Genomic DNA, 26,493 nt, shown 5'->3' on the forward strand with positions numbered 1-26,493 from the left:
ATGACCAACGTTGATCCGGCGGAAATCGCCAAATTCGAGCAACTGGCCAGCCGCTGGTGGGACCGCGAGGGCGAATTCAAGCCCCTGCACGAGATCAACCCCCTGCGCGCCAACTATATAGACGGCCGGGCCCCTGTGGCGGGCCGGTCGGTGCTGGACGTGGGCTGCGGCGGCGGCATTCTCACCGAGGCCATGGCCCAGCGCGGCGCAACAGTCACCGGTATCGACCTGGGCGAGGCACCGCTCAAGGTGGCCAGGCTCCACGCCCTGGAAAGCGGCGTGGAGGTCGACTACCGGCACATTGCCGTGGAAGAGCTGGCCGAAGAGCGACCGGGCAGTTTCGATGTTGTCACCTGCCTGGAAATGCTCGAGCATGTCCCCGACCCGGCCTCTGTGATCAAGGCCTGCGCCAGACTGGCGAAACCGGGCGGCCAGCTCTTCTTTTCCACCATCAACCGCACGCCCAAAGGCTGGCTGTTTGCGGTGGTTGGTGCCGAGTATGTGTTGCGGCTGCTGCCCAAGGGCACCCACGAGTACGGCAAGTTCATACGGCCCTCGGAACTGGGCGCCTGGCTCCGTGACGCGGACCTGGAGCTGCGCGATATCACCGGGATGACCTACAACCCCGTCACCCGCAACTACCGGTTAAACCCTCGGGATGTGGAGGTGAACTACCTGGTTCACGCCACGAAAATGCAGTAACCCCCCGGAAGTACCATGAAAGCAGTATTATTTGACCTCGATGGCACTCTTTTTGATACAGCGCCCGACTTTATCGTGGTGCTGAACCAGCTGCGCCAGCAGGAAAAGATGCCACCACTGCCCGCGGACAAGATTCGCGCAGTAGTGTCCAACGGGGCCGGGGCCATGGTGTCCCTCGGCTTCGGCCAGGACGAGGGGGCTCCCGAGTTCGAGAGCCTGCGCCAGCGCTTCCTCGATCTCTACCTGAATCACCTGGCGGTGGAGACCGTGCTCTTCCCGGGCATTGAAGAGCTGCTGGTACAACTGGCGGCCAACAACATCGCCTGGGGCGTGGTGACCAACAAGCCGGCCACCTATACGGTGCCACTGATGGAGGCCTTCGCCCACCTGCCAGCCCCCGGTGCCGTGGTCTGCCCCGACCACGTGGCGAACCGCAAGCCGCACCCGGAACCCATTCTGCTGGCCTGCTCGCAGATCGGCTGCGCCCCCGGCGAGGCGGTTTATGTCGGCGACCATGTGCGGGATATCGAGGCCGGTCGCGCTGCCGGCATGCCCACCATCGCCTGCAACTACGGTTATATCGACGCCGATGACAATGCGGCCAACTGGAACGCCGACCACCTGGTGGAATCCGCCCGGGATATCTGGCCCCTGCTTCAGGGACGCTACCTGGCCCGGGGCTGACGGCAGCCAACAGCCGGCGGCACCTACCCGCTAACGAAACCGAACAACAGGAGACAGGAGTCCCCATGCCTGAAACCATCGGCAACTATTCCCCGGCCCCGGACCTGCTCCGCGACCGGGTCATCCTGGTCACCGGTGCCGGTGATGGCATCGGCCGGACCGCGGCCAGGACCTTCGCTGCCCACGGGGCTACCGTCGTCCTGCTGGGCCGCACCACCCAGAAACTGGAGCAGGTCTACGACGAGATCGAGGCTGCCGGGGGCGCCCAGCCCGCCATTTTCCCCATGGACCTGGCCCAGGCCCGCATCGAGAATTTCGAGCATTTTGCCGAGGCGATAGACCAGGAGTTCGGGCGCCTGGACGGCCTGCTGCATAACGCCAGCCTGCTGGGCCAGCGCACGCCAATTGCGAACTACCACTTCGGGACCTGGGAACAGGTGATGCAGGTGAACGTCAATGCGGCATTCGGCCTGACCAAGACCCTGCTGCCGATGCTGGAAAAGTCGGAGGCCGGCTCCATTGTTTTCACCAGTTCGAGCGTGGGCCGCAAGGGCCGGGCTTTCTGGGGCGCCTACGCGGTGTCCAAGTTCGCCACTGAGGGCCTGATGGAGGTGTTGGCAGATGAAATGGACGGGGTCTCCAACATCCGCGTCAACAGCATCAACCCCGGCGCTACCCGCACCAACATGCGCGCGGCGGCCTATCCCGCCGAGGATCCCCGTGCGGTAACCCCCCCTGAGGACGTCATGCCCACTTACCTGTACCTGATGGGGGATGACAGCCGCGGGATCAGCGGTCGGCAGTTTGATGCCCAGGGCTAGACGCGCCGCATCCTACAGGGGCCCCAACTCGACCCGCCATGGCGGGTCGAGGCGATTCTTGCCTGCCCGGTACAACTTGACCTTGTTGCCACTGGGATCAAACAGTACCGCTTCCCGCCACAACCAGGGCATGTCCTCCGGCAGCTGGTCAAACTCTACTCCCTGCGCTCGCAGTAACGCGACCCGCTCATCCAGATCCTCCAACTCGAAGTAGATCACCGCGCCGTTATCTAGCTCACCCTCGGTGAGCGTAAGCGAGAAGGTGGCCCCGCCATCAGGGCATTCGAAGCGCGCGTAATGCGGCGTACTGACGATCTGGGTAAAACCGAGGCGCCGGTAGAAACAGCAGGCCTCGGTCATCCCGGAAACCGGGAGGGTTACCTGGTTGAGATTCATGGGCTCACCACCATGGCAGGGTCTATTGCGGGTTTATCCGGGACAAAAAAATACCCGGGACCAGCCCGGGTATTCTCGATGCGGGAGGGAAATCCCCTGAGTAACAGCGTTACTCCTCGGGCATTTCGTCCATCACCTCTTCGGCAGCCTCTTCCGCCTCATCCGCCACTGTGTCAGCAGCTTCCTCTGCGGCGTCCATGGATTCTTCCGCCATCTCTTCGGTGGCATCCATGGCTTCATCAACGGCTTCTTCGGCTTCCTCGGCCATATTTGCCGGGTCGGCAAATACATCACCCTCGGCGCCCGCCACGTCGTTGGAGGCCACTACACCTTCCTCTACGTCCTCGGCAGCTTCCTCAACCGCAGCCCCGGCCTCCTCGACCGCCGCATCAACTTCCTGCGCGATCTCGGACTCGGGCGCCGCCTGCTGGTTCTGGTAGTAGAGATAGCCACCGACCGCGGCGATTACGATTGCTGGAATAATGAGTTTTTTCATTTTCCGACCCCTGAATAGCGTGAGTTTATGGTTATTGAGTGGTCTATTGTTCCATTTCCCCCCGCTCGAGAGCGTGACTCAAAGCACATTTTGATTTGTCAGGGGCGCACTTTAGCGGCAGAATTTCCCACATATGAACGTAATGACAGCACCCATGCATAAGATCACCGCTCTCTCCATCCTCGCCCTGGTCCCGGCACTCGCCCTGGCCAAGCCCCTGCCCCAGCAACTGCGCGCCTGCGCCTCGATCCAGGCGGACGCCGAGCGGCTCACCTGTTTTGACAGGCTAGCGGACTCTCTCGACGAGCTGGCCCGGGAAAACTTCGGTAACGAGCAGGAAGCCGCCACCCGGGAAGCCCCGGACTCGATCCTTGCCACCATCGAGAAAGTCGAGGAAGGAGCCTATGGCAAGCATGTCTTTTACCTGGAGAACGGCCAGGTCTGGCGCCAGAATGACAGCAAGTTCGTCAGCTGGGAAGCGGGCCAGCAGGTGGAACTGGATCGCGGCCTCTTCGGCTCCTTCTTCATGCGTGACGCCGATGGCGGCCGCTCAATTCGTGTAAAGCGCGTACGCTAACGCTCCAATGTAGTTGTGGGCAAGGCCGCAGCTACGCTTTCTGCATCGCAGGAAGATACCGGTGCCGCCATGTCCCGCCGCCCCCCTGTTATCCTGACTTGGCTTTTGTGCCTGCTGTGGCTGCTCCCTTCCACGGCACGGACGCAGGAGGAAACCTACGTCGTCGAGGCGGGACGCTCCGTTCTTCACTGGCGTATCTACCGCAGCGGCCCCCTGGCCGAACGGGGACACAACCATGTGATTGCCGCCCGCGGCCTCTCCGGCGAAGTGAGCCTGGTCCATGGGGGCCCTACCCGCTTTACCCTGACGATTCCGGTAACCCGCCTCGAAGTGGACAACCCGGCATTGCGGCGCCGCTACGGGCCCGATTTCAACACCGGAATCAGTGAGCAGGACAGGACTGGCACGCGGATCAACATGCTGGGGCCGGCGCTCCTTAACAGCGCCCGCTTTCCACAGATTCGCCTGGACGGCACCACTACCATTGCCCCCGACAAGGGCACCCAGCAGGTTTCCATCCCGGTCAACATTGACATTGCCGGCCGGCGGGTCCGGGTACAGGTGCCCGCAACCGTGCAACACAACGGCCGCAGCCTGCGCGCCAGGGGAACCTTCAGTCTTACCCACCGGCAGCTAGGGCTGAAACCATTCAGTGCCGTCATGGGGGCGCTCAGGGTCGCTGAGCGCATCGACTTCACCTTTGACATACGTGCCACGGCCCCGCGGTAGGGGCGCTGCACAGCAAACACCGCGGACTTCCTGGTCACCAATAGTGCGGCGCGCTATTCAACCCTCTTCTATATTCAATGAAGAAACAGACGCCACCGCCCGCCCGGGCCGGCGTGCTGCCCGTCATATGACCAACAGAAGGTGTAGTCACTTGTCCCGCGAAAACTTTCACTCAAGGGATGAAGCATGGCTGAAGGAAACAGACGAGTCACTCTCCCGCAACGCTGATGCGGAAGGTACCGATAGCGGAGTCGAATCCACTGCTGAGCCGGCGGAAACACGCGACTCACCCCGGGAGGATCGCACAGCGGAAAGCAGCGGCTCACCGATGCAGAACTACCTCAAGCACCTGTATCGGCTGCAGCTACTTACGCCCGAGGAGGAAAGCGCCACCACCAGCATGCTCCGTGAGCTGGAAGACAAACTGATCGCCCTGCTGCAGAAGCGAGGAACAGAGCTTGTCGAGCTGCGCAGCGAGGGTGTGGAGCAGCGCGGCAGTACCGGCGCATACGACCATGGCCTGATTATTGCGCGCGCACAGCAATTGCTCGATACCGGTAAGCTATCCCGCCGGGACCGCAGCTCACTGCAGAGCCTGCTGCGGCGCTTCCAGGAACAGCGCAAGAAACTGATCCAGTGCAACCTGCGCCTGGTAATTGCCATTGCCAAACGCTTTCGCAATCCGTCCGTGCCTTTTATCGACTTGATCCAGGAAGGCAATGTCGGGCTGATGAAGGCTATCGAGCGCTTCAAGCCACAGATGGGCTACCGCTTTTCCACTTATGCATACTGGTGGATCCAGCAGGAGATCCAGTTGGCCCTCCGCCGCAACGACGATCTTGTGCGCCAGCCCGCCAATGTCCAGGATGACCTGCGAGCAATTTACCGGGCCATCGGTGAGGTGCGTGCCGAGGGCCTCCCCGCATCGGATGAGAACCTGGCGCAACATACCGGCCTGGATCTGGAACGTGTCCAGAGCCTGCTGAAGCTGCCCGGCCCCACCGGCTCACTCGACGAACCCGTGGCCGAGGACCAGAGCAGTACGCGCCTGGACTACGCGCCAGCCGATGAGCTGTACAACACCGATGAGCTGGTTACCAACCAGGAGTTGGCAGAGCGGTTGCGCGAAGCTGTGGCCCGGCTGCCACCACGCCAGCGCACCGTCCTCAATCTCCGCTACGGCCTGTTCTCGGACCGGGACTGCTCGTTCCGGGTGATCGGGGAACAGCTGGGACTCAGCCAGGAACGTGCCCGCCAGCTGCATTCCGACGCCCTGCGCCAGCTCAAACGGCAGTGGCGCTGATCGCCCCTGCCGGACGCACTACACCTGCCACCAATGCGCCAACGCCATCGATGGTGGCAGGCTGTACCTGACGCGCCACTTGCCATTGCCGCATATCTGGCTAGTCTTTTCCTGACCCGGTGCCACCGGGCAACCATTTGCAAAGCAGCCAAATACTCAAGCGAGCCTTCATGCGCGCAATTCCGCCTGCCATTATTCTCAGCGCCACTGTTCTCTCTTCCCCGGCATTGGCTGACCAGGAATTTATCCTCAGCATCGGCAAGGGCCTGGACAGCCTGTTGATCCAGAGGGAGTCCATCGCCAGCGCCGAAATGGCCGGCTTCAGTTATGCCCATGATTTCGCCGAATTCCCGTTTCGCTCCGGACTCTGGCAGTGGTGGGTGCAGGGTAGCTATTCCCATCTGTGGGAGCAGCACCTCGGTGAGGACCAGCACCAGGAAATTTTCGAGTTGAAGCCGGTGTTACGGTGGTATCCGGGCGGCAATCACAATGGCTTTTTCGCCGAGGCGGGAGTGGGAGCGGCTTACCTGACCCACAAAAGCTTTGGTGATATCGAGCTGACCACCAAACCCAATTTCGCCCTGCACTTTGTCGGCGGCTACCGCCTGCCCGGGGGTTGCTCCATGTCAGTGCGCTACAGCCACTTCTCCAATGCCTACACCAACACGCCCAATCCGGGATTCGATTTCGCCTCCATCAACTGGCACTTCTCTTTCTAGTTACTTGCGTCAACGCGGTAACAAAAGCGTCATCCGCGAATCACGGCAATGTCACGACTGGCGCCCAGACTTATCCCAACTGACAGACGCGCGGCCTTCCTGCCGCACATCCCGGTGCACTGGCGGGGCAGGTGCAGCAGCGCTTTGTTTTCACACAGGAATCGCTTTCGCCGGGGATCAGCAACAATAATTTCCGGCCGGCCTATTCGTCCGCGCTTGCAGTGAATAGCCCGGGAACGGACGCAGAGCGGATGCAACATGATCCAGAATATCTGCCACCTGATTGCCAGCCGCGAGCACGGCAGTATTGAGAGACATGTGGCCGACCTCAGCCGCTGGCAGGCACACAACACCGGTGCAGACGTGACCGTAATCGCCCACCCGCGTTACCGCGAGGCACTGGACCGGTCGGTTGCCTTTATTGCCCTGAACACTGACAGGAGTCGCCACCACCCCAACCTGGCCTGGCGGCTTGCCAACCAGTTGCGGGCCGGGAAATTCCAGATAGCCCACGGCCATGGCAGCAAGTCCGCACAACTGCTTGCCGCCGTCCAGCCCTACACTCAACTGAAACACATTATTACCCGGCACAATGTCCGCCACCCAAGGGACAAGTTGGCCAGCTCTTTCGATGCCCGTATCGCCGTAAGCGAGTCCGCAGTAGCCAATTCCAGGCTCTCCTGGCACGTAATTCCCAACGGTATTGAATTACCCCTGCGAGGAGATCTTGCCAGCGGGTCTCTCCTGCAGCCTGTCACCGACCTGGTGTTGCCCTGCCGCCTGACCAAACTGAACCGGGTGGATCAATTACTGCAGGCCATGCAGGGCCTGCCCGGGATAAGCCTCTCTGTGACCGGGTCAGGCCCCGAGGAAGACAGCCTGAGAAAAACCTGCGATTACCTCGCAATCAGTGACCGTGTCACTTTTGCGGGGCACCAGGCCACAGGGGCACAGCCCCCGCGCGCCCCCGCCATCACGGTCATTCCGTCCCATGGTGAAGAGTCATCCTACCTCTTGGTCGACGCACTGCTCAGGCGACAACCGGTGCTGTGTCGCCGGGTCGGTGTTGCGGAGGAGTATTTACCCTCCCGCTTTTTGCTGGAGACAGATGATGCGGAGCACCTGTCGGGAAGGGTCCGCACGGCGCTCCGGGAAAGGGACACCCTGGTAGAGGCCTTTGCTCCTGCATTCTCCCGCGCAGCCCGCCACCTGACCCTGGATGCAATGGCATCGGCCACCTGGGATGTGTACCGGGGGTTACTGGACCGCGATCAGGCAGTGGCTGACTGACAGAGTTCCTCATACAGCTCAACCACCTGCGTGGCCGTCTCATCCACACTGAGGCCGGAAAAGTCCAGGCCGCCACGACGATCGAGCACGGCGAGGCTTTTCTGCACCAGCCCCTCGAAATCGCCCCGCTCGGCCAACCCCTGGGGAAAACAGCGCTGCAGAGTCTCGGCCGCACCGTCATCGGTGTAACAGATCACCGGGCAATTCATCGCCAACGCTTCATTCACCCTGGCGGAATACGTCTTCGGCTGTTCCGCCAGGTGATAGGTGATCTGCGAACTCGCATACAGCTCACGCATATCACGGCGGGCACCGAGGAAAAGCACCTTGTCTTCAAGACCCAGGTCGAGGGCAAGCTTTTCCAGGTTGCGTGCAAATTTTTCCTGTCCGGCCGGAGGGTCGCCCACCACCAGCCCGAATATGTCATCGTGCTCCCTGCCCAGCGCCGACAGGAGCTGTAAAAAAACCCGATGACCGTTACCGGGCTCGAGCGCTGCAGGTATCAGCAACCAGTTTTTACCCTCGAGCTGCGGGTATTCATTCAATAAGCGCAGCTGCCACTGCCCGGACACTGCCGCAGAGCGATCGAATTCACGGGTATTGACCCCTCGCCAGATGACGCTGGGGGCCTGCGCCAGCCGCCTGGAGTTGCGCTCGAAAAGGGATTTGGCCAGCAGTTCCGACACGGCGATAACACGCTCTCCGTACACCTGTGCCCGGTTGAAGAAGCCGCGACCGGATTCTCCCTGGGCACTGGTGACCAGACGGGGACGCCCGGTTACGGGCATTCGCCGCCAGGCCTGCCAGGTAAGTCGCGCGGGGACGGCACCACTGACATGCAACACGTCCGCCTCGAGGTCCCGCAGTAAGCGGCGCAACCGCCCCACATGCCGCAGGCTCCAGAGGGAGGGCCGGTTGAGCGGCAGCTGGTAATGTCGTCCACCACGCATGGTGAGGCGCGGCACCAGTTCGCCGCCGCTGGAAATGACGATGCACTCGTGGCCCCGACGCATCAGCTCCTGGGCGAGATCCAGTATGGATCGCGCCAGTTCGCCCCCGTCGAAATCGGGTAATATTTGAACTACTCGCATGTAACGGCAATATCCGTACTGTGTTTTTTTCACTATTGTCCGGAAACCGGGAACTTTTGCCGAGGTGCACACCACATTTTTTACAATCTGCCGACAGGATCATTTCCGCAGCTCGAACCACCAGACGCGCTCGTGCTAGCATGTCCGGGCTAAATGCAAGGGAAAGCACTAAGGAAAATATTGATGAAACACATGAGAGTTCGCTCTTCCGCCCTCCCCCCCTTTTTTCGTGTCTGGACTGCCCTGCTGCTCCTGACACTTTCCTCGCTGGCTCCCGCCGCCAACGACACGGGAGTATTCTGGCTCGCCCAGAAAGATAACCAGACGGTTTACCTCCTCGGCTCGGTGCACCTGGCCAGCAGCGACTTCTATCCGCTGCGCGACACAATTGAGCAGGCCTATGGCAAGAGCGACGCACTGGTGGTTGAAGCAGATGTGCTGGCCGCAGAATCCGACCTGGCACTCCAGCAAAAAATCATGCAGGCCTCGGTCTACCAGGGGCAGCGAACGCTGAAAGATGAACTTTCGGCAGACGTTTACAGGCAACTGCTGGCATGGCTGGAACAGCGTAAAATCCCGGAAGCCATGTTTATTCGCCAGCGCCCGGCCATCGCCATGGTCAGCATGAGCATGGTCGAGCTGCGGGCACAGGGACTGGAACCGGGACTGGGCATCGACCGCCACTTCCTGCTGCAGGCACATAAGTCCGATAAACCGGTGCTGGAGCTCGAGGGCATCGTGGCGCAACTGGAAATGCTCAACAACCTCGACAATCCTGACCTGCTCCTGCAACAGACGCTCGAACAGCTCGAAGAGGTGGAATCCTTTGTACCGCGCATGGCCACCGCCTGGAAGTCCGGTGACATGGAAGCGCTTCACGAGCTGGTGATTGCGGAGGGACTGAGGGAACACCCCGAATATGCCTCGCTCTACGACGTAATTTTTTTCGACCGGAACCGCACCATGGCTGAAAAGATCACGGATTTCAGCGACCGTCACCGCACCCTCTTTGTCATTGTCGGCGCCGGGCACCTCGCCGGGGATAAAAGTGTGCTTGAGGGCCTGAAGCAACGCGGCTTCCAGCTCGAGCAACTCTGACAGGAAGGCTGGCCGGCGGCCATCCAGGAGAGCGTGCCTGCAATCCAGGTGGGCGCCGCTGTAACCGGGTGCCCAATAAACTGAAAGATTACTGAAAACTGTAAACAACAGCGCCATTCTTGCGGTGCCGGGAAACTTATTGACTAGACTCTGGTGGCACCATATTCGGTGCAAAGTGCAACTGAATTCCGGAGTCAGGCATGGATGCTCGCAAGATCGCCCTCCCGCTACTCAGCCCACTGTGGCTGGGCTTTTATCTGCTCCCCGCCCAGGCTGATATCGCCAAGACCAGCGGTGGCCTCGAGATCGTCTCTGATGACGGAAACTTCTCTGCCAAGCTGGGCGCACGCATCCACTTTGATACCTACCTCTTCGACGCCGATATCGAAGACCCGGTCAGCACCACTGAATTCCGCCGCGCGCGAATTACCCTCACCGGCGAGGCTTACAGCTGGAAATACAAACTGGAACAGGACTTCGCCGCCGGTGACACCCTGGCCGGGTTTCGCGACGTCTGGATCGGCCATGACTTTTTTGGCGGCACTATAAAGGTCGGCCAGTTCAAGCCTTTCCGGGCGATGGAGGAATTGACCAGCTCCAACGAGATCCTGATGCTGGAGCGACCCTTTACCACTGCCACTGGCATCTATGACGGGCGCCAGTTCCAGCAGGGGCTCGGCTGGAACAATCACTGGGACTGTTTCACCGCCGGCGTCATGGCCTTCAATCTCCGCAATGCCGATACCCCCCGTAACGAGGGGGTCGGGGCCGCTGGCCGCTTTACCTGGGCGCCTGTCAATAACGACCTGAGCACCCTGCACCTCGGCGCCTCCTACAGTTATGAGAATGCCAACCGTGCGTCCGAGCCGCTGGAGGCGGATGGGGACTATGCCGGTCGACGCGGACCCAGCCAGCTGATTGCGCTGACGCCTGGTGACGAGGAATTCTTCTTTGGGGACTTCGGTGACGAGGAGTTCTTCCTGGGGTCCCAGGGCGGCACCGTGCACGGTGCGGGCCTCGAGCTGGCAGGCACATGGGGGCCCTTTTACGCCCAGGCGGAATATACGTACGGCAACTACGAGGGCGATTACCGCGTCTCTGAGCTTTTTTTTGAAGAGCTGTTCGATGCCCCGCCCAGCTTCGAGTGTGATGAAGAGTTTGGCTGCTTCATCGGCGACCAGGATGTCCATGCGTGGTACATCCAGGGCAGCTGGCTGATCACAGGGGAGCACAAGCCGTACAACAGCAAGAAAGGCGTGTTCAAGTCCGCCAAGCCCAACAGCCCCTGGGGCGCCTGGGAGCTTACAGCACGGTATGAATCCATCCAGAATGATGAGATATCCGACCTCGAGGCGGACAGCTGGATTGTAGGCATCAATTACTACCACAACCCCAAAGTGCGCTTTATGCTCAATCTCCGCTTTGGTGACGACGATTTTACCGGCGACGGTACCGACCAGCTGGGCATCCGCGCGCAGATGAGCTGGTAACAGGCTGGACAGCCCGGAATCCCGGACAAAAAAAGGGGCCCGGTGGGCCCCTTTTTCTGTTGCGGCGTTTACCCAACCTGCTGTGCAGTCTCCGGGTCGAAGACTTTCACTGGCTGGCCTGCGCCGGCACCGCTGGACGGATTCTGGAAGCGCTCCAGCGCGGCGTCGCGGAAGCTACGAGCCTCCTCGACGCTGGCCTCCTTGACCGGGCCATAACCGCGGATGCGGTCCGGGTAGCTGAGCAGCTCAATGGCGGCCGCGTGGTTGTCCGCGTTGAGGGAGCCGATCACCCGGTCCACCAGCTGCTCGTATTCGCTGATCAACTGGCGCTCCATCTTCCGCTCGGCTGTATAGCCAAACACGTCAAATGCCGTGCCGCGCAGGAACTTGAGACGTGCCAGCACGCCAAATGCCCGGTGCATCCAGCCACCAAACTTCATCTTGCGCGGGCGACCCAGCGCCTTGTCAAACGGTGCCAGCAGCGGCGGCGCCAGGTTGAACTGCAGCTCGAAATCGCCGGTAAAGTTTTCCTCCAGGGCACTGGTGAAGCGACCATCCGTATACAGGCGGGCCACCTCGTACTCATCCTTGTAGGCCAGCAACTTGGCGTAATAGCGCGCGACCACCTCGGCCAGCGCCTCGCTCGCCGGCACCCGCAGTATTTCTGCATCCTTCACCCTGTCCACCAGTGCCTGGTAACGACGCGCCAGCCCGGCATTCTGGTAACCGGTCAGGTGCTCTACCCGGTGGGCGACGATCTCTTCCAGGGTGCGGGGCAGTTGCACCTCACGACGCGATCCTTTCAGCAGCTGGTCCAGTACGGCGCGATTGGCCGCAGCCAGGCGCCCGGCAGCAAATCCCTGCAGGTTTGCCTCTACCGCGACACCATTGAGCTCGATGGCCTCCTGCAGGGCACCCAGTCCCAACGGCAGCATCCCTTTCTGCCAGGCGAAGCCCAGCATAAAGATGTTGGCTGTCAGGGTGTCGCCCAGGGCTGCTTCGGTAAGCTTGTGCCCTTCCACCGCCTCCAGTTCACGCACCGTATCGCTGATGGTATCCAGTACAGCCTGGGGCGAATGCGCGTCTTCGCGCCCCAGTACCGAGGCGGCAGTCGGGCTCAGGTGCGTATTCACCACCGCACGGGTATGGGTTTCGTCCAGCTTGGCCAGGCACGCCTGCAGGTTGCCCGCTGCGATCAGGTCACAGGCAAGCAGCGAGTCCGCGCGCCCGTCGGAGATACGTACTGCTTTCAGGGCCTCCGGTGCCGCTGCGAACCGCACGTGGGAGTAGACAGCTCCCCCCTTCTGGGCCAGGCCGGTCTGGTCCAGTGTACTGGTTGCCTTGCCCTCGATATGCGCAGCCATTGCCAGCAGCGCACCGATCGTCACGACACCGGTACCGCCTACACCGGTCACCAGCAGGTTGTAGGGCTCGTCCAGCGGCGGCAGTTGCGGCGCCTCCAGCTTGTCGGCCTCAGTGCGCAGCACATCCCCTACGCCAGCACGCTTGTTCAGCTTGCCGCCCTTGACGGTGACAAACGAGGGGCAGAAACCGTTGACGCAGGACATGTCCTGGTTACAGCCGGTCTGGTTGATACGGCGCTTGTCGCCGAAGGCGGTCTGCACCTTCTCGACTGCGATACAGCTGGATTGCTGGACGCAGTCGCCACAGCCCTCGCACACCAGTTCATTGATAAACGGACGCCCCTCGGCCTGCGGCAGCAGGCCGCGCTTGCGCTTGCGCCGCAGTTCGGTGGCACAGGTCTGGTCGTAGATGATCACGGTACAACCATCGGTCTCGCGCAACTCCTCCATCACCACCGGCATATGGTCGCGGTGACGGATCTCGACCTCTTTCGGGAAGGTAAGCATGCCCCGGTACTTGTCCGGGTTGTCCATCACCAGCACCACTTTTTGCACGCCCTCGGCAATGACCTGGCGACAGATCATGTCCGGGTGCAGCTCGCCATCGTGGGGCTGGCCACCGGTCATGGCCACGGCGTCATTGAACAGGATCTTGTACGTGATGTTGACCTTCGCGGCCACGGCGGCGCGGATGGCCAGGATGCCGGAATGGAAATAGGTACCATCACCGAGGTTGACGAACACGTGTTCTTCACTGGTGAACGGCGCCTGTCCGACCCAGTTGACGCCCTCGGCCCCCATCTGGGTAAAGGTATAGGTTTCGCGATCGAGCCACTGCGCCATGTAGTGACAGCCGATACCCGCCAGGGCGCGACTGCCTTCCGGCACCTTGGTGGAACGGTTGTGCGGGCAACCGGCACAGAACATCGGCAGGCGCGATACACTGGAGCCGGTCTGGCGGGAAATCCGCTCAGCCAGGGCATCCAGGCGCATCAGGCGGTGCTTCGCCCGCTCACCCAGCTCCCGGTCACCCAGCACCCGTCCCAGGACCTGCGCCACCACCGCCGGCGACAGTTCGCCGTACATCGGCATCAGCGGGCGGTCATGTTCGTCAACCTTGCCGAGGATGCGGGGGAAATTGGGGTCCTGCAGATGGACGTTGTACAGCTCCTCTTTCAGCTGCACTTCCATCAGGCTGCGTTTCTCCTCGAGCACCAGCAAGTGATCGAGGCCGCGGGCAAACTCCTGGATTCCAGGCACGTCCAGCGGATAAGTCATGCCCACCTTGAGGATACGGATACCCAGATCGCGGGCCTGCTGCTCATCGATGCCCATGTCTTCCAGGGCCTGCATCAGGTCCAGGTGGGCCTTGCCGGTGCTGACAATCCCCAGGGTCGCCTGCGGGTTGTCCAGCACCACCTTGTTCAGTTTATTGGCGCGGGCAAACGCCAATGCGGCCGGGCGCTTGTAGCGCCACAGGCGCTCTTCCTGCTCCAGCGGGTTGTCCTGCTTGCGGATGTTCAGGCCACCCTCCGGGCGCTCCACGTCCGGGTAGCTGAACTGCACCCGCTCGGGGTCCACCTCTACCGTCGACGCACTATCCATATTTTCCGCCAGGGTGATCATCGCCACCCAGCAGCCGCTGAAACGAGACAGTTCCAGGCCGTAGTGACCGTAGTCCAGCACCTCCTGCACGGTGGACGGGTTCAGCACCGGGATATGCATATCCACGAAGGCGAACTCGGACTGGCCGGGATAGGATGAGGACTTACAGCCGTGGTCGTCACCGGCAATGATCAGGGCGCCGCCCCTGGGCGAGGAACCCGCAGCATTGGCGTGGCGGAATGCATCGCCGGAGCGGTCGACCCCCGGTGTCTTGCCATACCAGATGCCACAGACGCCATCCACCTGCGCGCCGTCGAACAGGCCGACCTGCTGCGATCCCCACACCGAGGTCGCCGCCAGTTCCTCATTCACCCCGGGTACAAACCGGATATTGTGTTCCTGCAGCAGCTTGCCGGCGCGGCTCAGCTGCTGGTCGTAACCCCCCAGCGGCGAGCCACGGTATCCAGAAATAAAAGTGGCGGTATTGAGGCCGCGGGCCCGGTCCATGCGCATCTGGTCAATCGGCAGGCGCACCAGCGCCTGGATCCCGGACAGCAATACCCTGCCCCTGAGGGTGGTATAGCGATCGTCCAGGGAAATCTTGCTGGGCTGGGGTTGCGCCGCGGTCTGCGGGCTCTTGACTGCTTCACTCATACGCCTACTTCCGGTTCTCTCTTCGCTCGAACTTCTGCTAAAAGCCCGTTTCGTGCTGATCGTTATTGTTCCGGCAATCCAGGTCCCCCTGCCGCTCCCCTCTGCGGGGATTTGCGGCCAAATCCGGGGCCGGCAGCCCAGTTCACAGCACCACATGCAATCCGGCGGTGGCCTGCGACGAGCTGGTCAGGTCATACTAGTGCTTAAAGCGCAATGAATCATTGCTTTATTCACATATTTGTGCGTAAAATTATGATGACCATCTCGAACAAAGCAAATTCTGTAGGACAGGAGTTTATATGAAGCGTTCGACAGACCTGGACGATTTTGACCGCAAGATTCTGCGGGCGCTGCAGGAAAACGCCGACTATTCCATGGCGGAACTCGGAGATAAAGTGGGCCTTTCCCACACGCCCTGCTGGCGCCGCATCAAACGCCTCGAGGCCGAAGGCATCATCCGCGGACGTGTGACGCTGCTCGACCCCCGTAAACTCGACCTGGGAGTCACAGTATACTGCTATGTGACCATCCAAAACCACGACGAAGAGTCACTGAACAGCTTCGAGTCAGCTGTGCACGACGTTCAGGAAGTGGTCGAGTGCTATTCAACCAGCGGCGATAAAGACTACGTGCTGCGTGTGGTGGTGGACAGCGTAGAGCACTACGAACAGCTACTCAAGCGGACACTGGTGCACCTGCCCAATGTCGCGTCGGTTAATTCAACCTTTGCCCTCAAACAGGTGAAGTACACCACCCAGCTGCCGCTCTAGGCCGCGTGGCAGGCTCCTGCCTGGCGGGGCCTGGCGAGCAGCCCCGTCCAGAGCACCGTGAGAGCTGAAGAGGCCAGGCTTCCGCCTCAACAACTGCTTGTAGGCCTCGATACCCTTATCAAAAAGGCCTAATCGCTCACTTAACAGTGGTACATGCAAGTAGTGTTCAATATTTTCCGGTTTAAGCGCGGTCAACCCCTCCAAACAGTCAAGCGGCTTCTCTAACTGTTTTAAGTTGATACACAAACGTACCAACCCTGCGAGAACTGACTCATTTTCAGGAATAACCTTCTGTGCTTCCAGAAGCAGAACTTCGGCCTGCCCCATATCACCGGAAGTAAGCAGCTTTATGGCGTCATTATGGTGTCATTAAACTTTTTATTTAAACCTGGAGCAGCTTTCATTGATACATATATAGAGGGGAAATTTCACTTAAGGGAAGGGAAAAAGAGACGACAACGTAACCTTTCTACTAAAGCCCCTCATTATCGCCTCTTGAAGCTTCTAATCAGGGATCATTACGAACCTTGTTGCGGGTATTCTTATCAAGCATTTTTCTTGTTTCATATGACATATTCTCCCACTCAGCAGCGGTCATACAAGTTTTCTGCTTGAAACGCGAACCGGTAATCTGTCGATACTTGCATATTTCCTGGTCTTTTGGATTCAAGTTGGTACCAGAAACAGCTTTCGCTTGACTAGCTGAGCCCTCATTTGCGTTATTGAGATCAGGGTTTCCAGCGCATGCCGCCAGGAATCCAATCACCAATAAGAGCAGGAATTTAGTTTTCAAATACACGACCATCTCCTCATACTTATTCTAGATAAGGGAATCCTATTCCCCACCCTGATTTTACATTGCAACTCTCTCTGCTGCATGCGAAATACGACGAACGGACCAGTAAGGGGCCCATTTTCATTTTGTTCTATTGAGCCACCTGGCTGATAGCGGGAGCAATCATCCTGCTTTTGATCGCAATCGGTATGGTCTTTCGACAAAAAGGAGGCATCACGGGGGAACGCCTTGTTGGGCGCTTGGGGAGTGTCGGCTGTCATTTTGCTGGCATCTGCACCACTGGTGCGCCTACTCGGTAACCGCGGTCTGATTGCTGCAGAAAGATTGATGGGCATGGTACTGCTAATGCTAGCCGTGGAGTTGTTCCTCGATGGAATGAAACAAAGCCTCGCTTAATTTTTAATCAGCAGCCTTGTCACAACAAGACTGCTCAAACTTTAACTAAACCACACCTCCCTCCACCTCGAGCGGCCTGTTCACTTTTAGATCAAAATGAAATGGTGGGACCCGGTCAGGCCCTCGCGTGTAGCTTTTCCAGCACCTGGTCCAGCACCTGCTGCAGGTTCCGGCCGTCACAATCGACGGTGATATCCGCATATTTGCGGTAGAGCGCCTGGCGTTCCGCGAACAACTCATCAAAGGACTGCCCGGGCGCCTTGGCGATCCCGCGACTGTCGTAATTGTGGATACGGCGACGCAGCTCCGCCGCAGAGCAATTGAGAAAGACCACCGGCCCGAAGCCCGCCAGGTTTTTCATGCCCTCCTCGCTATAGACAACACTGCCACCGGTGGCAATCACGTGATTCGGCAGGTGCGCCGCCCGGATCACCTCACCTTCAATCCGCCGCAGGTTCATGTAATCCGACTCGTCCATGATCTCCTGGAGGGTTTTGTTTTCCCGCAACTGGATCAGCACGTCGGTATCGACAAAATCCAGCGCGAGTTCCTTTGCCAGCAGGACCCCAAGGGTACTCTTGCCCGCCCCGGGCATCCCGACCAATACGATACTTTTCTGTTTCTTCATGAACTTATTGTGACTACTCAAATACCCTGACCGCAATGTCCCGCTGGATTTCCCATGCAGGCACCGACCGGAACCCTACCCCGCCCATGGCAGATCTCTCAATCCCCACGACGGGGAGCGACCAGCGCACGCAACCAGCCACGCAGGGAATTCCCCCCCAGTAGCATTCGGTCCAGCTCATCCATATTGTGCGCCTGGCGGAATGCATCGGCAAACAGTGCCTCCCGGGTAATCATGCGGCGCCCCGGATTGATCCTGCGAATCTCCCGCGCCGGGTTGCCGGCCACCACAGTATTTTCCGGAACATCCTTGGTGACCACACTGCCGGCACCGACAACTGAATTATCCCCGATGTGCACGCCCTTGCAGACAATAACGCTGTCGCCGAGCCAGACGTTGTTGCCCAGTCGTACCGGTGAAGTACAACGGAAGGGGCGGGTGCGGTTATACAAACCGTGCCAGTCCGAATCACTGATATAGGTATTGGCGGCGATCATGCACGCGTCGCCAATCTGAATGGACTCTTCAGCGGAGATACGCACCCCCGGTGAAATCAGAACGTAATCGCCGATGCAAATCTCCGCTTTCTTACCGCGGTGGCCAAGGGTGGTCAGGCGAATAGGGTTATCCGGTGTAGAGATCAGGTGCGGGAAGTCACCCAGGCGAATACGATCGCCAAACACCTGCACGGACCCCGGATCCATGATTTCCGGTTCCCGGCCAATAGCATCGAACTGTGGCCACAGGAAGCGGCGGGCGCGCCAGTTGCGCAGTCGCAACTGCAGTTGCTTGAGCCAGTACGGCCGGTGGTCCTTACGCATATCAATGAGTTACCCTGGAGAAATGCCCCCGGCTCCGGCAATGCATAGATGCCAATTGCTTTTCCCCCGGGGCCGGTTTACTGTGGCCCAAAATTCAGTGCAAAACCGAACAATCATGTCCATCAGCCTGCCTGTCGATATCCAGTCCATCAAGGGTTTCCTGGCCGCCCACGAGGGCGAAGCACTCTATCACCTTGCCGCCGAGGCCAGCGGCTCTGGAGCCTGTCTGGAAGTCGGTAGCTATTGTGGGAAGTCCACTATTTACATGGCTTCCGCGTGCAAGCTGATGAACGGGGTCCTCTATGCGGTAGACCACCACCGTGGCTCGGAGGAACACCAGCCCGGGGAGGAATACCACGACCCATCCCTTTACGACGAAAGCGCGCAGCTGATGGACAGTTTCCGCACTTTCCGCAGCAATATCCGCGCAGCCAACCTGGAAAACTGGGTTGTGCCGATCGTGGCAAGCTCGTCGGTGGCAGCACGCTTCTGGAACACCCCGCTCAGCCTGGTGTTCATTGATGGCGGTCATTCCCTGGAGGCGGCCATGACGGATTACCGCAGCTGGTCCCGCCATATCGTGCCCGGCGGATACCTGGCGATCCACGATATTTTCCCGGACCCCAATGACGGCGGCCAGGCACCTTACGAAATATACAAGCTAGCGCTGGCTTCCGCCCAGTTCGAGCTGGTCGAGCTGGTCGACACCCTCGGTATCCTGCGCCGGGTCTGACGGCAGGCTTACCGTGGTGAACAGGTCGCAGGCTGCCGTCAGCGAAGCCAGGGCATCCGCGGCCAGGAGCATGGCGCCAACGGTCCAGGTGGTTTTCTCCTCCGGCCAGACGGCATCGTCACGGTAGACATAACCCGTCCAGTAGCCGCCGTCCCGGTCTTGCCAGCGATGTAATGCCCGGTAGATTTCTGCCGCGCGCTTTTGCTCACCCGCCGCCAGCAGTGCCATGGTCAGCTCGCAGCTTTCCGCCACCGTCACCCATGGCTCGTCGTTGACACAACGACAACCCAGGCCCTCGACAACAAACTCCTCCCACCTCTGCTCCAGTCGTGCGCGGGCAGCGGCACCACGGAACACGCCGGTGAGCACCGGATAGAACCAGTCCATGGAGAAGCGGGCCTTGCTCTCCCACGTGCGGTCAAAACGCTCCGGCGCCAGCCGCAGCGCATCACCGAGCCTCTGACGCGCGAGCATCCAGTCCGGCCGGGGATGACCAAGGGTATGGGCGATGAAAATGCCGCACTCGAGGCTCTTGTAGATTGATGAACAACCGGTAACCAGCGCATCCTCCATAGGCCGCCCCTCGGCATCCACGGCCCAGTGGATGTCACCGAATCCCGTCTGCAGCCGCAGCACGAATTCAATCGCTCGCCTTACCATGGGCCAGTGGTGCTGCAGGAAATCACGGTCTCCGGTCACCAGGTAATGGTGCCAGATGCCCGTGGCGACATAGGCAACAAAATTGCTCTCCCGGCGCTCGCCGTTATCTATCGCGCTATCCCGGTACGCCGCCCACCAGCTGCCATCCTGTAGCTGTAACCGGGCCAGCCACTCATAGGCCCGCTCTGCAGCAGGGTACTCACCGGCGATACTCAGTCCCATTGCCGCCTCGACGTGATCCCAGGGATCCGCATAGCCGTCCGCAAACCAGGGAATAGAACCATCGGGCTGCTGCTGCGACAGGATATAACTGGCACTGTCACGGAGGAAATCCGGCGGGAACAGCGGCTCCTGATTGGGTATCGCAACACGGGCCGTCACAGGATTGTTCATGCACGCGCCTCCAGTGCTGGAACCGCCTGTTCCGACTGGCAGGGCGGCTTTACAAAATACAACACGATGCTTTTCCCCAGCACCGGGGCCAGCAGTTTTTCCAGCACCCTGGTCAGCAGCGGCTGCTGCATCAGGTCCCAGACCAGGAAGCGGTGATAGATCTCCAGCAGGCGGGAATCCTCGCGGTTCCAGAACAGGCACTTGAGCCACCAGTATGGGGCGTGCAGCGCGTGTGCCTTGTGCCGCGCATAACACCGATGGCCGAAAGACTCGATGGAGCGCCGTAACTGACGCTCACGAAAAATACGGATATGGCCGCCCTCCACCTGGTGATACTCATCGCTGAGTTTCCAGCACACCCATTCGGGAAAGAACGTCGGTACACTGGCGGCAAAGGTGCCTGAGGGCTTGAGGACCCGGTCGATCTCGGCGAGCATGCTGCGAAAGTCATCGATATGTTCGAGCACCTCGGAGCAGATCACCACATCAAAGCTGTTATCAGCGAACGGCAGGCGCAGGCCATCAGCCACCCCGAGCAGTAGCCGGCCGGCGGGCTCTCCCCCGTCCATAAATGGTGCCGCGCGGTCCCTGGCAGTGGATACATCAGCAAAATCCAGGTCAACCCCATAGACATCAACGCTGTCGGAAAGCGCCAGGTGAATGGCGTGACGCCCCTCTCCACAACCCAGGTCCAGCACCTTCTGTCCGGACTCCAACTTCAGCCGGTGCGGCTCCACAGTGATCATCAGGCGGCCTCCGCCTTGTCGTCCGCCACCGACACCGAGAGCGGTAACAATGCCCCGGCCTGTGGACCCGCGGAGATAATGCCCCGGTAATACTCCACCAGGCACACGGCCACATGCCGCCAGGAGAATTCGCGCTCGATGCGCACCCGGCCCCGCTTTGACAGGTCCGCGCGCAGGGTCGGGTCACCAAGTAACTCCGTAATGGCTGTAGCGAGCGCCTCGCTGTCACCGGCAGGGACCAGTAACCCGGCATCCCCCACCACCTCCGGCAAGGCACCGCCGTCACTGGAAATGACCGGGGTACCACAGGCCATGGCCTCCCCGGCCGGCAAGCCAAACCCCTCATAGAGGGAGGGGCACACCACCATTGATGCGGATGCGTAATATTCGGCCATCTGCTCGTTGGAGATACCGGATTCAAATCGCACCGCATCCTGCAAATGCAGGTCGCGCAACAGCGCAGCCGTGGGGCCGCCCTCACTCAGGCGGCCGATCACCAGCAGCTCCAGTTCCGGATACTGCTCACGAACCTGGGCCAGGGCCAGCAGCAGTACCCGCAGCCCCTTCAGGGGCTGGTCAGCGGATGCGGTCGTCATGATACGCAGCGGCAGCCTCTGGATATGGGGCTGCGGACGGAACACGGCGGTGTCGATACCGTTGTGGATGACCTGGATTTGGTGCTCGTGCACGCCGAACTGGTCAATGATATCCCGCCTTGACTGTGCGGAGACGGTCACGATATGAGCCAGCCGGCGGGCGACCCGCTTCTGCATGCGCAGGAAACTGTGCCAGCGACGCACCAGCAGGCGAAAACGCCAGTCGGGCGCGGCGTCCAGTGCGAGCTCGCGGTCGCGGGTAATCGGGTGGTGGATGGTGGCGACCACCGGCAGGCCGTTTTTCTCGATATCCAGCAACCCGTAACAGAGTGACTGGTTATCATGCACGATATCGTATTCGTTGCCGTGGCGGCGCAGGTATTTCGCTACCCGCCGGCCAAACGTGTACGGCTCGGCGAAGCCCCCGGTCAACTTGCTCCACCACTCGAAGAAATCCGCCCAGCTCAACAGGTGTCGCCAACGCAACGCACGGGTGGGGTTTTCAGATTCGTATAGATTCAGCCCCGGCATCTTGACCAGGCGCACGCGCGGATCCAGCTCTGGGTAGGGCTGGCCGGAAATCACATCCACCTGGTGGCCGGCCTCGATCAGGGCCTTGCTCAGGTAGTGCAGGTAGACCCCCTGCCCACCGCAATGTGGATGGCTGCGATAGCCCAGGAGACAGATCTTCAGTGGACGCGAACTCGAGACAGCAGGACCGTCGGCACGTTTCTCCAGGGCGGTCATTGATTCCCCATTCAATTCATATTATTGGCAAAGGCAGATACAGGCGAAGAATACACCGGCGAGGATATGACTGCCACCGCCAAGACGTCCACAAAACCCGCAGGGCCCGCCCCCGGCGACCAGGCATAAAAAACGGGAGGGCAGTAACCTGCCCTCCCGTACGAGACCTGCAAGCCAATCAGAAACTGAACTTGTAACCGACGCCCAGGTTGAAAATCCAGGGATCCAGCTGTAGTTCGTCACGGATTCGCACCGGCAATTCAGCGGGTTCACCGAAATCGGCCGGACGGGTGAAGGTATTGAAACCCAGGTCCAGATCGGGCTCCGAATCCACATACATGGCGGAGGCATTGATGATCCAGGTATCGTCGCGCCCAAATGCGAAGTCCACACCCACCTGGGCGGTCCAGCTGAAGTCGCTGCCGAAGCTGATCAGGCCATGATCCCGGGCACCATCAACCCGTGTCACGCCGCGGACAAAGTCCTCATCGATATTGGTGTAGGCCACGCCAATGCCCACATACGGTTGCCACAGGCAGGACGGGTCGAGGAAAAACCAGTCGAGATACAGGCTCACGGTGCTGTAGTCGAAGTCACCCAGCCCCTCGGAGAACTCCCCGATAAACTCGTTGGTATCGGCAACCACCGCATCAGATCTCAGGACCGCATCGAGGCTCGCCTCACTTTCCCAATAAAGCTCGATCGCCCAGTGATCCATAAAGATATATGTGCCACTGATAAACCAGGTGGTTTCATCATCGATATCCAGGCCTACGCCCACGTCAATCGGGACCGACTCGACCTCATCTGTGGAGGGATCATCGGCCAGGAAAGACTGGACGGTGCGATAATCTTCGTCCGGGTCCACCCAGGCGGCACCCGCGCGAATGATGGTCGAACCGGCAATATATCCGGATGGCGGGGGCGGTGTCTGGACCGGGTAACCTGAAGGGCCCGCAAGAGCCGACTGTGCGGCGAGGCCGGCATTAACCGCCACTGCCAGGGGTATGAGGAGGGGCTTCAGTCTCATGGGGTAACTCCTTGTAACGCTTAAAAGCTCCTTCGCCGCATGTGCGGTTACAAACAGTATAGGTGGGGTTTTGCGAGCTGCAGAAAGCCTTACCCAAAAGAAGAATAATTTGAGGAAATTAATTTTCGTAAAAAACTTTTCCGCAAAAAAAATGCCCGCCAGTTGGCGGGCCAGTTTTCTCGAACACACTTTCAGGAGGAGAGCGTCAGACATGCTGATTGCCTGTCTGACTCTAGGTATAGCAGAGGACTTTTCGCCATAGCCAGTGGCAGTCGCGAATCTCCTCTTTTTGCCGGCACAGGCCGGCCTCCCGCGTCAAACGCGGTGGAGGTAGCTCTGGTACTCCACATCGGTGACACGGGCGTCGATCTCTGCAAGCTCCTGGCGCTTGAGCAAAATAAACAACTCAACAAATCGCGGGTCGAGATATTTTTGCCAGAGGGCAGTCTGCTCAAATCGCTTGAGCGCCCCGCCCCAGGTATTGATCAGCTGCTCACTTTCCACCTGGTAGGCGTCACCCTCAACGGGCGCCGGAGCCTCGAGCTGCTGCTCGATACCGTGACAGACGCCCGCCAGGATTGCCGCCAGCACCAGATAGGGATTGACGTCGGCACCGGCAATCCGGTGTTCTATGCGGCGCGCTTCCGGGTTGCTCGCCGGCACTCGCAGGGTTGTCGTACGGTTGTCGTAACCCCAGCACAGATTCAGCGGGGCATGGGAGCTCTCCTGGAAGCGACGATAGGAATTCGCATGCGGCGCGAACAGCGCCATGGCGTCATTCGCCGTCGCCAGCATACCGGCCGCGGCCTGGCGCAGCAGCGGTGTACCCAGGTCGCCGCCGTCATTGAAAACATTGTTGCCGTCTTTATCGATCAGGCTCAGGTGGACATGCATGCCATTACCGGCCTGGTCACCAAAAGGCTTGGCCATGGTGCTTACCCGCAGCCCATGGCTCCGGGCCACGCCCTTCAGCAACCGCTTGAACAGCAGGGTCTGGTCCGCCACTTTCACCGGGTCGGCGCTGTGCAGCAGGTTGATCTCGAATTGCCCCGGAGCGCACTCTGAAAGAATCGAATCCGCCGGGATTCCCTGCTCTTCGCAGGCCGCGCGTACATCGGCAAAGAAGTGCCGCTGGGCATCCAGCTCCGACAGGTCATAAACGTCGGTGGAAGGCACCAGCTCCGCGTCGTTATCGCTGACCGGCCGCGGCCGCGCCAGGTGGTCTGCATCCTCGCGCAGCAGGTAAAACTCAAGCTCGGTGGCGCAGACGGCGCGGTAACCCAGCCCATCCAGTCGCTCAACCACCCGCTGCAGCTGGGTGCGGGGATCGGCGTAGAGGGGTGAACCATCCGCCTCGTGCAATTGCATATGCAGCTGTGCGGTTTTCTCCCGGTGCCAGGGTGCCAGGGATATCGGTGAGACCGGGATACAGACACCGTCACTATCGCCACTGGCAAAAACCAGCGGGCTGTTTTCAATATCCCTGCCCCAGACATCCAGGCTGACCGCGCTGCGCGGCATCTGCAGGCCGCCTTTCAGCAACTTGCCCGCAGCCTCGGCTGGCAGCCACTTACCTCGCGGGATGCCGTTGATATCGAATGCAAAGCCCTCGACCCACTTGAGGTCGGGATGCTCGGCAAGGAAAGCCTCGGATTCACTGAGAATCTCTGGCGATGGCGAGAGTTGTTCTTCTGACATAAATTGCCCGGGAATTAATAATGGCCAAAACGCGAAGCGGGCGCCGGCGGCGCCCGCTGGGACAGAGTTTACGCCAGAGCCTTGGCAGTATCATCCAGCGCGCGATGCGCCTTATCCACCAGCTCGTCCACCTGCTCGGTGGTAATGATCAGCGGCGGCGCAATGATCATGGTGTCACCGGTCGCCCGCATGACCAGGCCATGCTTGATGCTCATATCGCGGCAGACGCCCCCGGCGGTGCAGTCGTCATCGAAGCGTGCACGGCTGTTCTTGTCTTTCACCAGCTCCAGCGCACCCACCATGCCCAGGCTGCGTGCCTCGCCGACGATCGGGTGCTCGGCCAGCTCTGCCCAGCGCCTGGCCAGATAGGGGCCGGTAACATCCCGTACGTTGCCGATAATGTTCTCGCTGCGCAGGATGTTGATTGTGGCAAGGCCCGCCATACAGGCTGCCGGGTGCGCGGAGTATGTGTAACCATGGGTGAACTCACCGCCCTTCGCCTTGATTACCTCGGCGACGCGGTCGCTGACCATGGTACCGCCGAGCGGGAAGTAGCCGTTGGTCACAGCCTTGGCAAAGGTCATCAGGTCCGGCTCCATACCGTAGTAGTCGGCACCGAACCACTCACCGGTGCGGCCGAAACCAAAGATCACCTCGTCCATCACCAGCAGGATATCGTACTGGTCGAGGACTTTTTTCACTTCCGGCCAGTAGGTTTCCGGCGGAATGATTACGCCGCCGGCGCCCTGGATTGGCTCGGCGATAAACGCCGCCACTTTCTCCGGGCCCAGTTGCTGGATCTTCTCGTCCAGGCAGCGCGCCGCGTGTACGCCGAACTCCTCCGGGGACATTTCACCGCCCTCCCCGAACCAGTAAGGCTGCTGGATGTGCTCGATGTAATCCAGCGCCTGGAACTGCTTGTGCATGCCGTTCATGCCGCCCAGGCTGGCGCCACCGATGGTGGAACCGTGATAGGCGTTCTTGCGCGAGATCACGATGCGCTTTTCCGGCTGCTCTTTCAGGTCCCAGTAGCGGCGGATGATACGCAGGTTGGTATCGTTGGCCTCGGAACCGGAACCGGTAAAGAAGACGTTGTTCATGTGCGCCGGGGTCACCTCTGCCAGGGCGTCCGCCAGCTGGATGGAGGGCACGGTGGTGCACTGGAAGAAGCTGTTGTAGAACGGTAGCGTGCGCAGCTGCTCGTAAATGGCGTCAGCAATCTCGTTGCGGCTGTAGCCCAGGTTACAGCACCACAGGCCCGACATGCCGTCGAGCATGCGATGGCCGTCGATATCGGTGATATACGCGCCATCGGCATTGGTGATCACACGGGTGCCCTGTTTACCCAGGTCATTGAAATCGGTAAACGGGTGCAGCAGATGCTCGCGGTCGTGTTGTTGCAGCTCGCTCTTGTTCATATTCTCACTCCTGACTGGTTACAGCGCGACCGGGCCCCCACC

At 60.2% G+C, this 26,493-nt stretch carries 26 protein-coding genes; 13 read left to right on the forward strand and 13 right to left on the reverse strand.

The genetic code is table 11. The features are described from left to right. From ubiG to LVD11_RS09855, 3 genes are all read left to right on the forward strand, one after another. On the forward strand, window positions 1-702 hold the full coding sequence (gene ubiG, locus LVD11_RS09845; RefSeq protein WP_237058531.1) for a bifunctional 2-polyprenyl-6-hydroxyphenol methylase/3-demethylubiquinol 3-O-methyltransferase UbiG: 702 nt from the start codon (window positions 1-3) through the stop codon (window positions 700-702). A gap of 15 nt (window positions 703-717) precedes the next feature. Further along, on the forward strand, window positions 718-1,386 hold the full coding sequence (locus LVD11_RS09850; RefSeq protein WP_237058533.1) for an HAD family hydrolase: 669 nt from the start codon (window positions 718-720) through the stop codon (window positions 1,384-1,386). 65 nt (window positions 1,387-1,451) lie between these two features. Next, window positions 1,452-2,207 (forward strand): YciK family oxidoreductase, encoded by a 756-nt coding sequence (locus LVD11_RS09855; RefSeq protein WP_237058535.1) that lies wholly within the window; start codon window positions 1,452-1,454, stop codon window positions 2,205-2,207. 12 nt (window positions 2,208-2,219) lie between these two features. On the opposite strand, the gene LVD11_RS09860 is transcribed toward LVD11_RS09855, so the two are convergent. Both LVD11_RS09860 and LVD11_RS09865 read right to left on the reverse strand, forming a co-directional pair. Further along, a complete protein-coding gene (locus LVD11_RS09860; protein WP_237058537.1) occupies window positions 2,220-2,603 on the reverse strand; it encodes a VOC family protein in 384 nt (127 codons plus the stop codon). Window positions 2,604-2,712: 109 nt separating this feature from the next. Continuing rightward, window positions 2,713-3,099, reverse strand: coding sequence for a hypothetical protein (locus LVD11_RS09865; RefSeq protein ID WP_237058539.1), 387 nt, complete (start codon window positions 3,097-3,099; stop codon window positions 2,713-2,715). Window positions 3,100-3,253: 154 nt separating this feature from the next. Between LVD11_RS09865 and LVD11_RS09870 the strand changes: the two genes are divergently transcribed. The 5 genes from LVD11_RS09870 (at window position 3,254) to LVD11_RS09890 (ending at window position 7,717) form a co-directional block, all read left to right on the forward strand. Further along, complete coding sequence (locus LVD11_RS09870) at window positions 3,254-3,676, forward strand: hypothetical protein (protein ID WP_237058541.1); 423 nt, start codon at window positions 3,254-3,256, stop codon at window positions 3,674-3,676. Window positions 3,677-3,745: 69 nt separating this feature from the next. Then, window positions 3,746-4,405 (forward strand): YceI family protein, encoded by a 660-nt coding sequence (locus LVD11_RS09875; protein ID WP_237058543.1) that lies wholly within the window; start codon window positions 3,746-3,748, stop codon window positions 4,403-4,405. A 151-nt stretch (window positions 4,406-4,556) separates the two neighbouring features. After that, window positions 4,557-5,708 (forward strand): sigma-70 family RNA polymerase sigma factor, encoded by a 1,152-nt coding sequence (locus LVD11_RS09880; protein ID WP_237058545.1) that lies wholly within the window; start codon window positions 4,557-4,559, stop codon window positions 5,706-5,708. Between the two features lie 170 nt (window positions 5,709-5,878). After that, the gene (locus tag LVD11_RS09885; RefSeq protein WP_237058547.1) at window positions 5,879-6,427 is read left to right on the forward strand and encodes an acyloxyacyl hydrolase; all 549 of its coding nucleotides are present in this window, start codon (window positions 5,879-5,881) and stop codon (window positions 6,425-6,427) included. A 258-nt stretch (window positions 6,428-6,685) separates the two neighbouring features. Continuing rightward, window positions 6,686-7,717 carry a glycosyltransferase family 4 protein gene (locus LVD11_RS09890; RefSeq protein WP_237058549.1) on the forward strand — a complete coding sequence of 344 codons (1,032 nt, stop codon included), beginning with the start codon at window positions 6,686-6,688 and terminating at the stop codon, window positions 7,715-7,717. Here the strand turns inward: LVD11_RS09890 and LVD11_RS09895 are convergent. Beyond that, entirely contained in the window at window positions 7,699-8,808 is a 1,110-nt protein-coding gene (locus LVD11_RS09895) for a glycosyltransferase (protein ID WP_237058551.1), read from the reverse strand. The two genes, LVD11_RS09890 and LVD11_RS09895, sit on opposite strands and share 19 nt — an antisense overlap. Before the next feature lie 183 nt (window positions 8,809-8,991). On the opposite strand from LVD11_RS09895, the gene LVD11_RS09900 reads away from it, so the two are divergent. Together LVD11_RS09900 and LVD11_RS09905 are read left to right on the forward strand one after the other, a co-directional pair. Beyond that, window positions 8,992-9,906, forward strand: a complete 915-nt coding sequence (locus LVD11_RS09900) for a TraB/GumN family protein (RefSeq protein WP_237058553.1) — start codon at window positions 8,992-8,994, stop codon at window positions 9,904-9,906. 200 nt (window positions 9,907-10,106) lie between these two features. Beyond that, on the forward strand, window positions 10,107-11,396 hold the full coding sequence (locus tag LVD11_RS09905; protein WP_237058556.1) for an OprO/OprP family phosphate-selective porin: 1,290 nt from the start codon (window positions 10,107-10,109) through the stop codon (window positions 11,394-11,396). A gap of 68 nt (window positions 11,397-11,464) precedes the next feature. Here LVD11_RS09905 and LVD11_RS09910 read toward each other — a convergent pair whose 3' ends face one another. Continuing rightward, window positions 11,465-15,019, reverse strand: coding sequence for an indolepyruvate ferredoxin oxidoreductase family protein (locus tag LVD11_RS09910; RefSeq protein ID WP_237058558.1), 3,555 nt, complete (start codon window positions 15,017-15,019; stop codon window positions 11,465-11,467). Between the two features lie 299 nt (window positions 15,020-15,318). On the opposite strand from LVD11_RS09910, the gene LVD11_RS09915 reads away from it, so the two are divergent. Continuing rightward, a complete protein-coding gene (locus LVD11_RS09915) occupies window positions 15,319-15,789 on the forward strand; it encodes an Lrp/AsnC family transcriptional regulator (RefSeq protein WP_232941730.1) in 471 nt (156 codons plus the stop codon). A gap of 508 nt (window positions 15,790-16,297) precedes the next feature. On the opposite strand, the gene LVD11_RS09920 is transcribed toward LVD11_RS09915, so the two are convergent. Next, window positions 16,298-16,588 carry a hypothetical protein gene (locus LVD11_RS09920; RefSeq protein ID WP_237058559.1) on the reverse strand — a complete coding sequence of 97 codons (291 nt, stop codon included), beginning with the start codon at window positions 16,586-16,588 and terminating at the stop codon, window positions 16,298-16,300. A gap of 279 nt (window positions 16,589-16,867) precedes the next feature. Between LVD11_RS09920 and LVD11_RS09925 the strand changes: the two genes are divergently transcribed. Continuing rightward, window positions 16,868-16,981 carry a MarC family protein gene (locus tag LVD11_RS09925; RefSeq protein WP_237059058.1) on the forward strand — a complete coding sequence of 38 codons (114 nt, stop codon included), beginning with the start codon at window positions 16,868-16,870 and terminating at the stop codon, window positions 16,979-16,981. 115 nt (window positions 16,982-17,096) lie between these two features. Here the strand turns inward: LVD11_RS09925 and LVD11_RS09930 are convergent, their stop codons facing one another. Beyond that, a complete protein-coding gene (locus LVD11_RS09930) occupies window positions 17,097-17,609 on the reverse strand; it encodes a shikimate kinase (protein WP_237058561.1) in 513 nt (170 codons plus the stop codon). A 98-nt stretch (window positions 17,610-17,707) separates the two neighbouring features. Further along, complete coding sequence (locus LVD11_RS09935) at window positions 17,708-18,430, reverse strand: acyltransferase (protein WP_237058563.1); 723 nt, start codon at window positions 18,428-18,430, stop codon at window positions 17,708-17,710. Between the two features lie 115 nt (window positions 18,431-18,545). On the opposite strand from LVD11_RS09935, the gene LVD11_RS09940 reads away from it, so the two are divergent. Further along, window positions 18,546-19,163 carry a class I SAM-dependent methyltransferase gene (locus LVD11_RS09940; RefSeq protein WP_237058565.1) on the forward strand — a complete coding sequence of 206 codons (618 nt, stop codon included), beginning with the start codon at window positions 18,546-18,548 and terminating at the stop codon, window positions 19,161-19,163. On the opposite strand, the gene LVD11_RS09945 is transcribed toward LVD11_RS09940, so the two are convergent. The 6 genes from LVD11_RS09945 to LVD11_RS09970 form a co-directional block, all read right to left on the reverse strand. Beyond that, window positions 19,092-20,216, reverse strand: coding sequence for a prenyltransferase/squalene oxidase repeat-containing protein (locus LVD11_RS09945; protein ID WP_237058567.1), 1,125 nt, complete (start codon window positions 20,214-20,216; stop codon window positions 19,092-19,094). The genes LVD11_RS09940 and LVD11_RS09945 overlap by 72 nt on opposite strands. Beyond that, the gene (locus LVD11_RS09950) at window positions 20,213-20,962 is read right to left on the reverse strand and encodes a class I SAM-dependent methyltransferase (RefSeq protein ID WP_237058569.1); all 750 of its coding nucleotides are present in this window, start codon (window positions 20,960-20,962) and stop codon (window positions 20,213-20,215) included. The genes LVD11_RS09945 and LVD11_RS09950 overlap by 4 nt, the downstream gene beginning before the upstream one ends. Beyond that, entirely contained in the window at window positions 20,962-22,305 is a 1,344-nt protein-coding gene (locus tag LVD11_RS09955; RefSeq protein WP_237058571.1) for a glycosyltransferase family 4 protein, read from the reverse strand. Before LVD11_RS09955 ends, LVD11_RS09950 begins: the two co-directional genes overlap by 1 nt. Before the next feature lie 178 nt (window positions 22,306-22,483). Then, the gene (locus tag LVD11_RS09960) at window positions 22,484-23,335 is read right to left on the reverse strand and encodes an OmpW/AlkL family protein (RefSeq protein ID WP_237058573.1); all 852 of its coding nucleotides are present in this window, start codon (window positions 23,333-23,335) and stop codon (window positions 22,484-22,486) included. Between the two features lie 315 nt (window positions 23,336-23,650). Next, complete coding sequence (locus LVD11_RS09965; RefSeq protein WP_237058574.1) at window positions 23,651-25,033, reverse strand: glutamine synthetase family protein; 1,383 nt, start codon at window positions 25,031-25,033, stop codon at window positions 23,651-23,653. Between the two features lie 68 nt (window positions 25,034-25,101). Further along, complete coding sequence (locus tag LVD11_RS09970; RefSeq protein ID WP_237058575.1) at window positions 25,102-26,451, reverse strand: aspartate aminotransferase family protein; 1,350 nt, start codon at window positions 26,449-26,451, stop codon at window positions 25,102-25,104. Between the last annotated feature and the right edge of the window lie 42 nt (window positions 26,452-26,493).

The organism is Microbulbifer sediminum (assembly GCF_021729035.1).
GTDB classification, from domain to species: Bacteria; Pseudomonadota; Gammaproteobacteria; order Pseudomonadales; family Cellvibrionaceae; genus Microbulbifer; species Microbulbifer sediminum.

What these genes read in the sequence shown, in the direction of transcription:
- LVD11_RS09855 (WP_237058535.1), top strand. Translation starts at nt 1,452, where the DNA reads ATGCCTGAAACCATCGGCAACTATTCCCCGGCCCCGGACCTGCTCCGC.
- LVD11_RS09945 (WP_237058567.1), bottom strand. Translation starts at nt 20,216, where the DNA reads ATGAACAATCCTGTGACGGCCCGTGTTGCGATACCCAATCAGGAGCCG.
- LVD11_RS09960 (WP_237058573.1), bottom strand. Translation starts at nt 23,335, where the DNA reads ATGAGACTGAAGCCCCTCCTCATACCCCTGGCAGTGGCGGTTAATGCC.
- LVD11_RS09955 (WP_237058571.1), bottom strand. Translation starts at nt 22,305, where the DNA reads ATGACCGCCCTGGAGAAACGTGCCGACGGTCCTGCTGTCTCGAGTTCG.
- LVD11_RS09970 (WP_237058575.1), bottom strand. Translation starts at nt 26,451, where the DNA reads ATGAACAAGAGCGAGCTGCAACAACACGACCGCGAGCATCTGCTGCAC.
- LVD11_RS09885 (WP_237058547.1), top strand. Translation starts at nt 5,879, where the DNA reads ATGCGCGCAATTCCGCCTGCCATTATTCTCAGCGCCACTGTTCTCTCT.
- LVD11_RS09940 (WP_237058565.1), top strand. Translation starts at nt 18,546, where the DNA reads ATGTCCATCAGCCTGCCTGTCGATATCCAGTCCATCAAGGGTTTCCTG.
- LVD11_RS09895 (WP_237058551.1), bottom strand. Translation starts at nt 8,808, where the DNA reads ATGCGAGTAGTTCAAATATTACCCGATTTCGACGGGGGCGAACTGGCG.
- LVD11_RS09930 (WP_237058561.1), bottom strand. Translation starts at nt 17,609, where the DNA reads ATGAAGAAACAGAAAAGTATCGTATTGGTCGGGATGCCCGGGGCGGGC.
- LVD11_RS09900 (WP_237058553.1), top strand. Translation starts at nt 8,992, where the DNA reads ATGAAACACATGAGAGTTCGCTCTTCCGCCCTCCCCCCCTTTTTTCGT.
- ubiG (WP_237058531.1), top strand. Translation starts at nt 1, where the DNA reads ATGACCAACGTTGATCCGGCGGAAATCGCCAAATTCGAGCAACTGGCC.
- LVD11_RS09850 (WP_237058533.1), top strand. Translation starts at nt 718, where the DNA reads ATGAAAGCAGTATTATTTGACCTCGATGGCACTCTTTTTGATACAGCG.
- LVD11_RS09910 (WP_237058558.1), bottom strand. Translation starts at nt 15,019, where the DNA reads ATGAGTGAAGCAGTCAAGAGCCCGCAGACCGCGGCGCAACCCCAGCCC.
- LVD11_RS09965 (WP_237058574.1), bottom strand. Translation starts at nt 25,033, where the DNA reads ATGTCAGAAGAACAACTCTCGCCATCGCCAGAGATTCTCAGTGAATCC.
- LVD11_RS09915 (WP_232941730.1), top strand. Translation starts at nt 15,319, where the DNA reads ATGAAGCGTTCGACAGACCTGGACGATTTTGACCGCAAGATTCTGCGG.
- LVD11_RS09890 (WP_237058549.1), top strand. Translation starts at nt 6,686, where the DNA reads ATGATCCAGAATATCTGCCACCTGATTGCCAGCCGCGAGCACGGCAGT.
- LVD11_RS09870 (WP_237058541.1), top strand. Translation starts at nt 3,254, where the DNA reads ATGCATAAGATCACCGCTCTCTCCATCCTCGCCCTGGTCCCGGCACTC.
- LVD11_RS09875 (WP_237058543.1), top strand. Translation starts at nt 3,746, where the DNA reads ATGTCCCGCCGCCCCCCTGTTATCCTGACTTGGCTTTTGTGCCTGCTG.
- LVD11_RS09905 (WP_237058556.1), top strand. Translation starts at nt 10,107, where the DNA reads ATGGATGCTCGCAAGATCGCCCTCCCGCTACTCAGCCCACTGTGGCTG.
- LVD11_RS09950 (WP_237058569.1), bottom strand. Translation starts at nt 20,962, where the DNA reads ATGATCACTGTGGAGCCGCACCGGCTGAAGTTGGAGTCCGGACAGAAG.
- LVD11_RS09935 (WP_237058563.1), bottom strand. Translation starts at nt 18,430, where the DNA reads ATGCGTAAGGACCACCGGCCGTACTGGCTCAAGCAACTGCAGTTGCGA.
- LVD11_RS09860 (WP_237058537.1), bottom strand. Translation starts at nt 2,603, where the DNA reads ATGAATCTCAACCAGGTAACCCTCCCGGTTTCCGGGATGACCGAGGCC.
- LVD11_RS09865 (WP_237058539.1), bottom strand. Translation starts at nt 3,099, where the DNA reads ATGAAAAAACTCATTATTCCAGCAATCGTAATCGCCGCGGTCGGTGGC.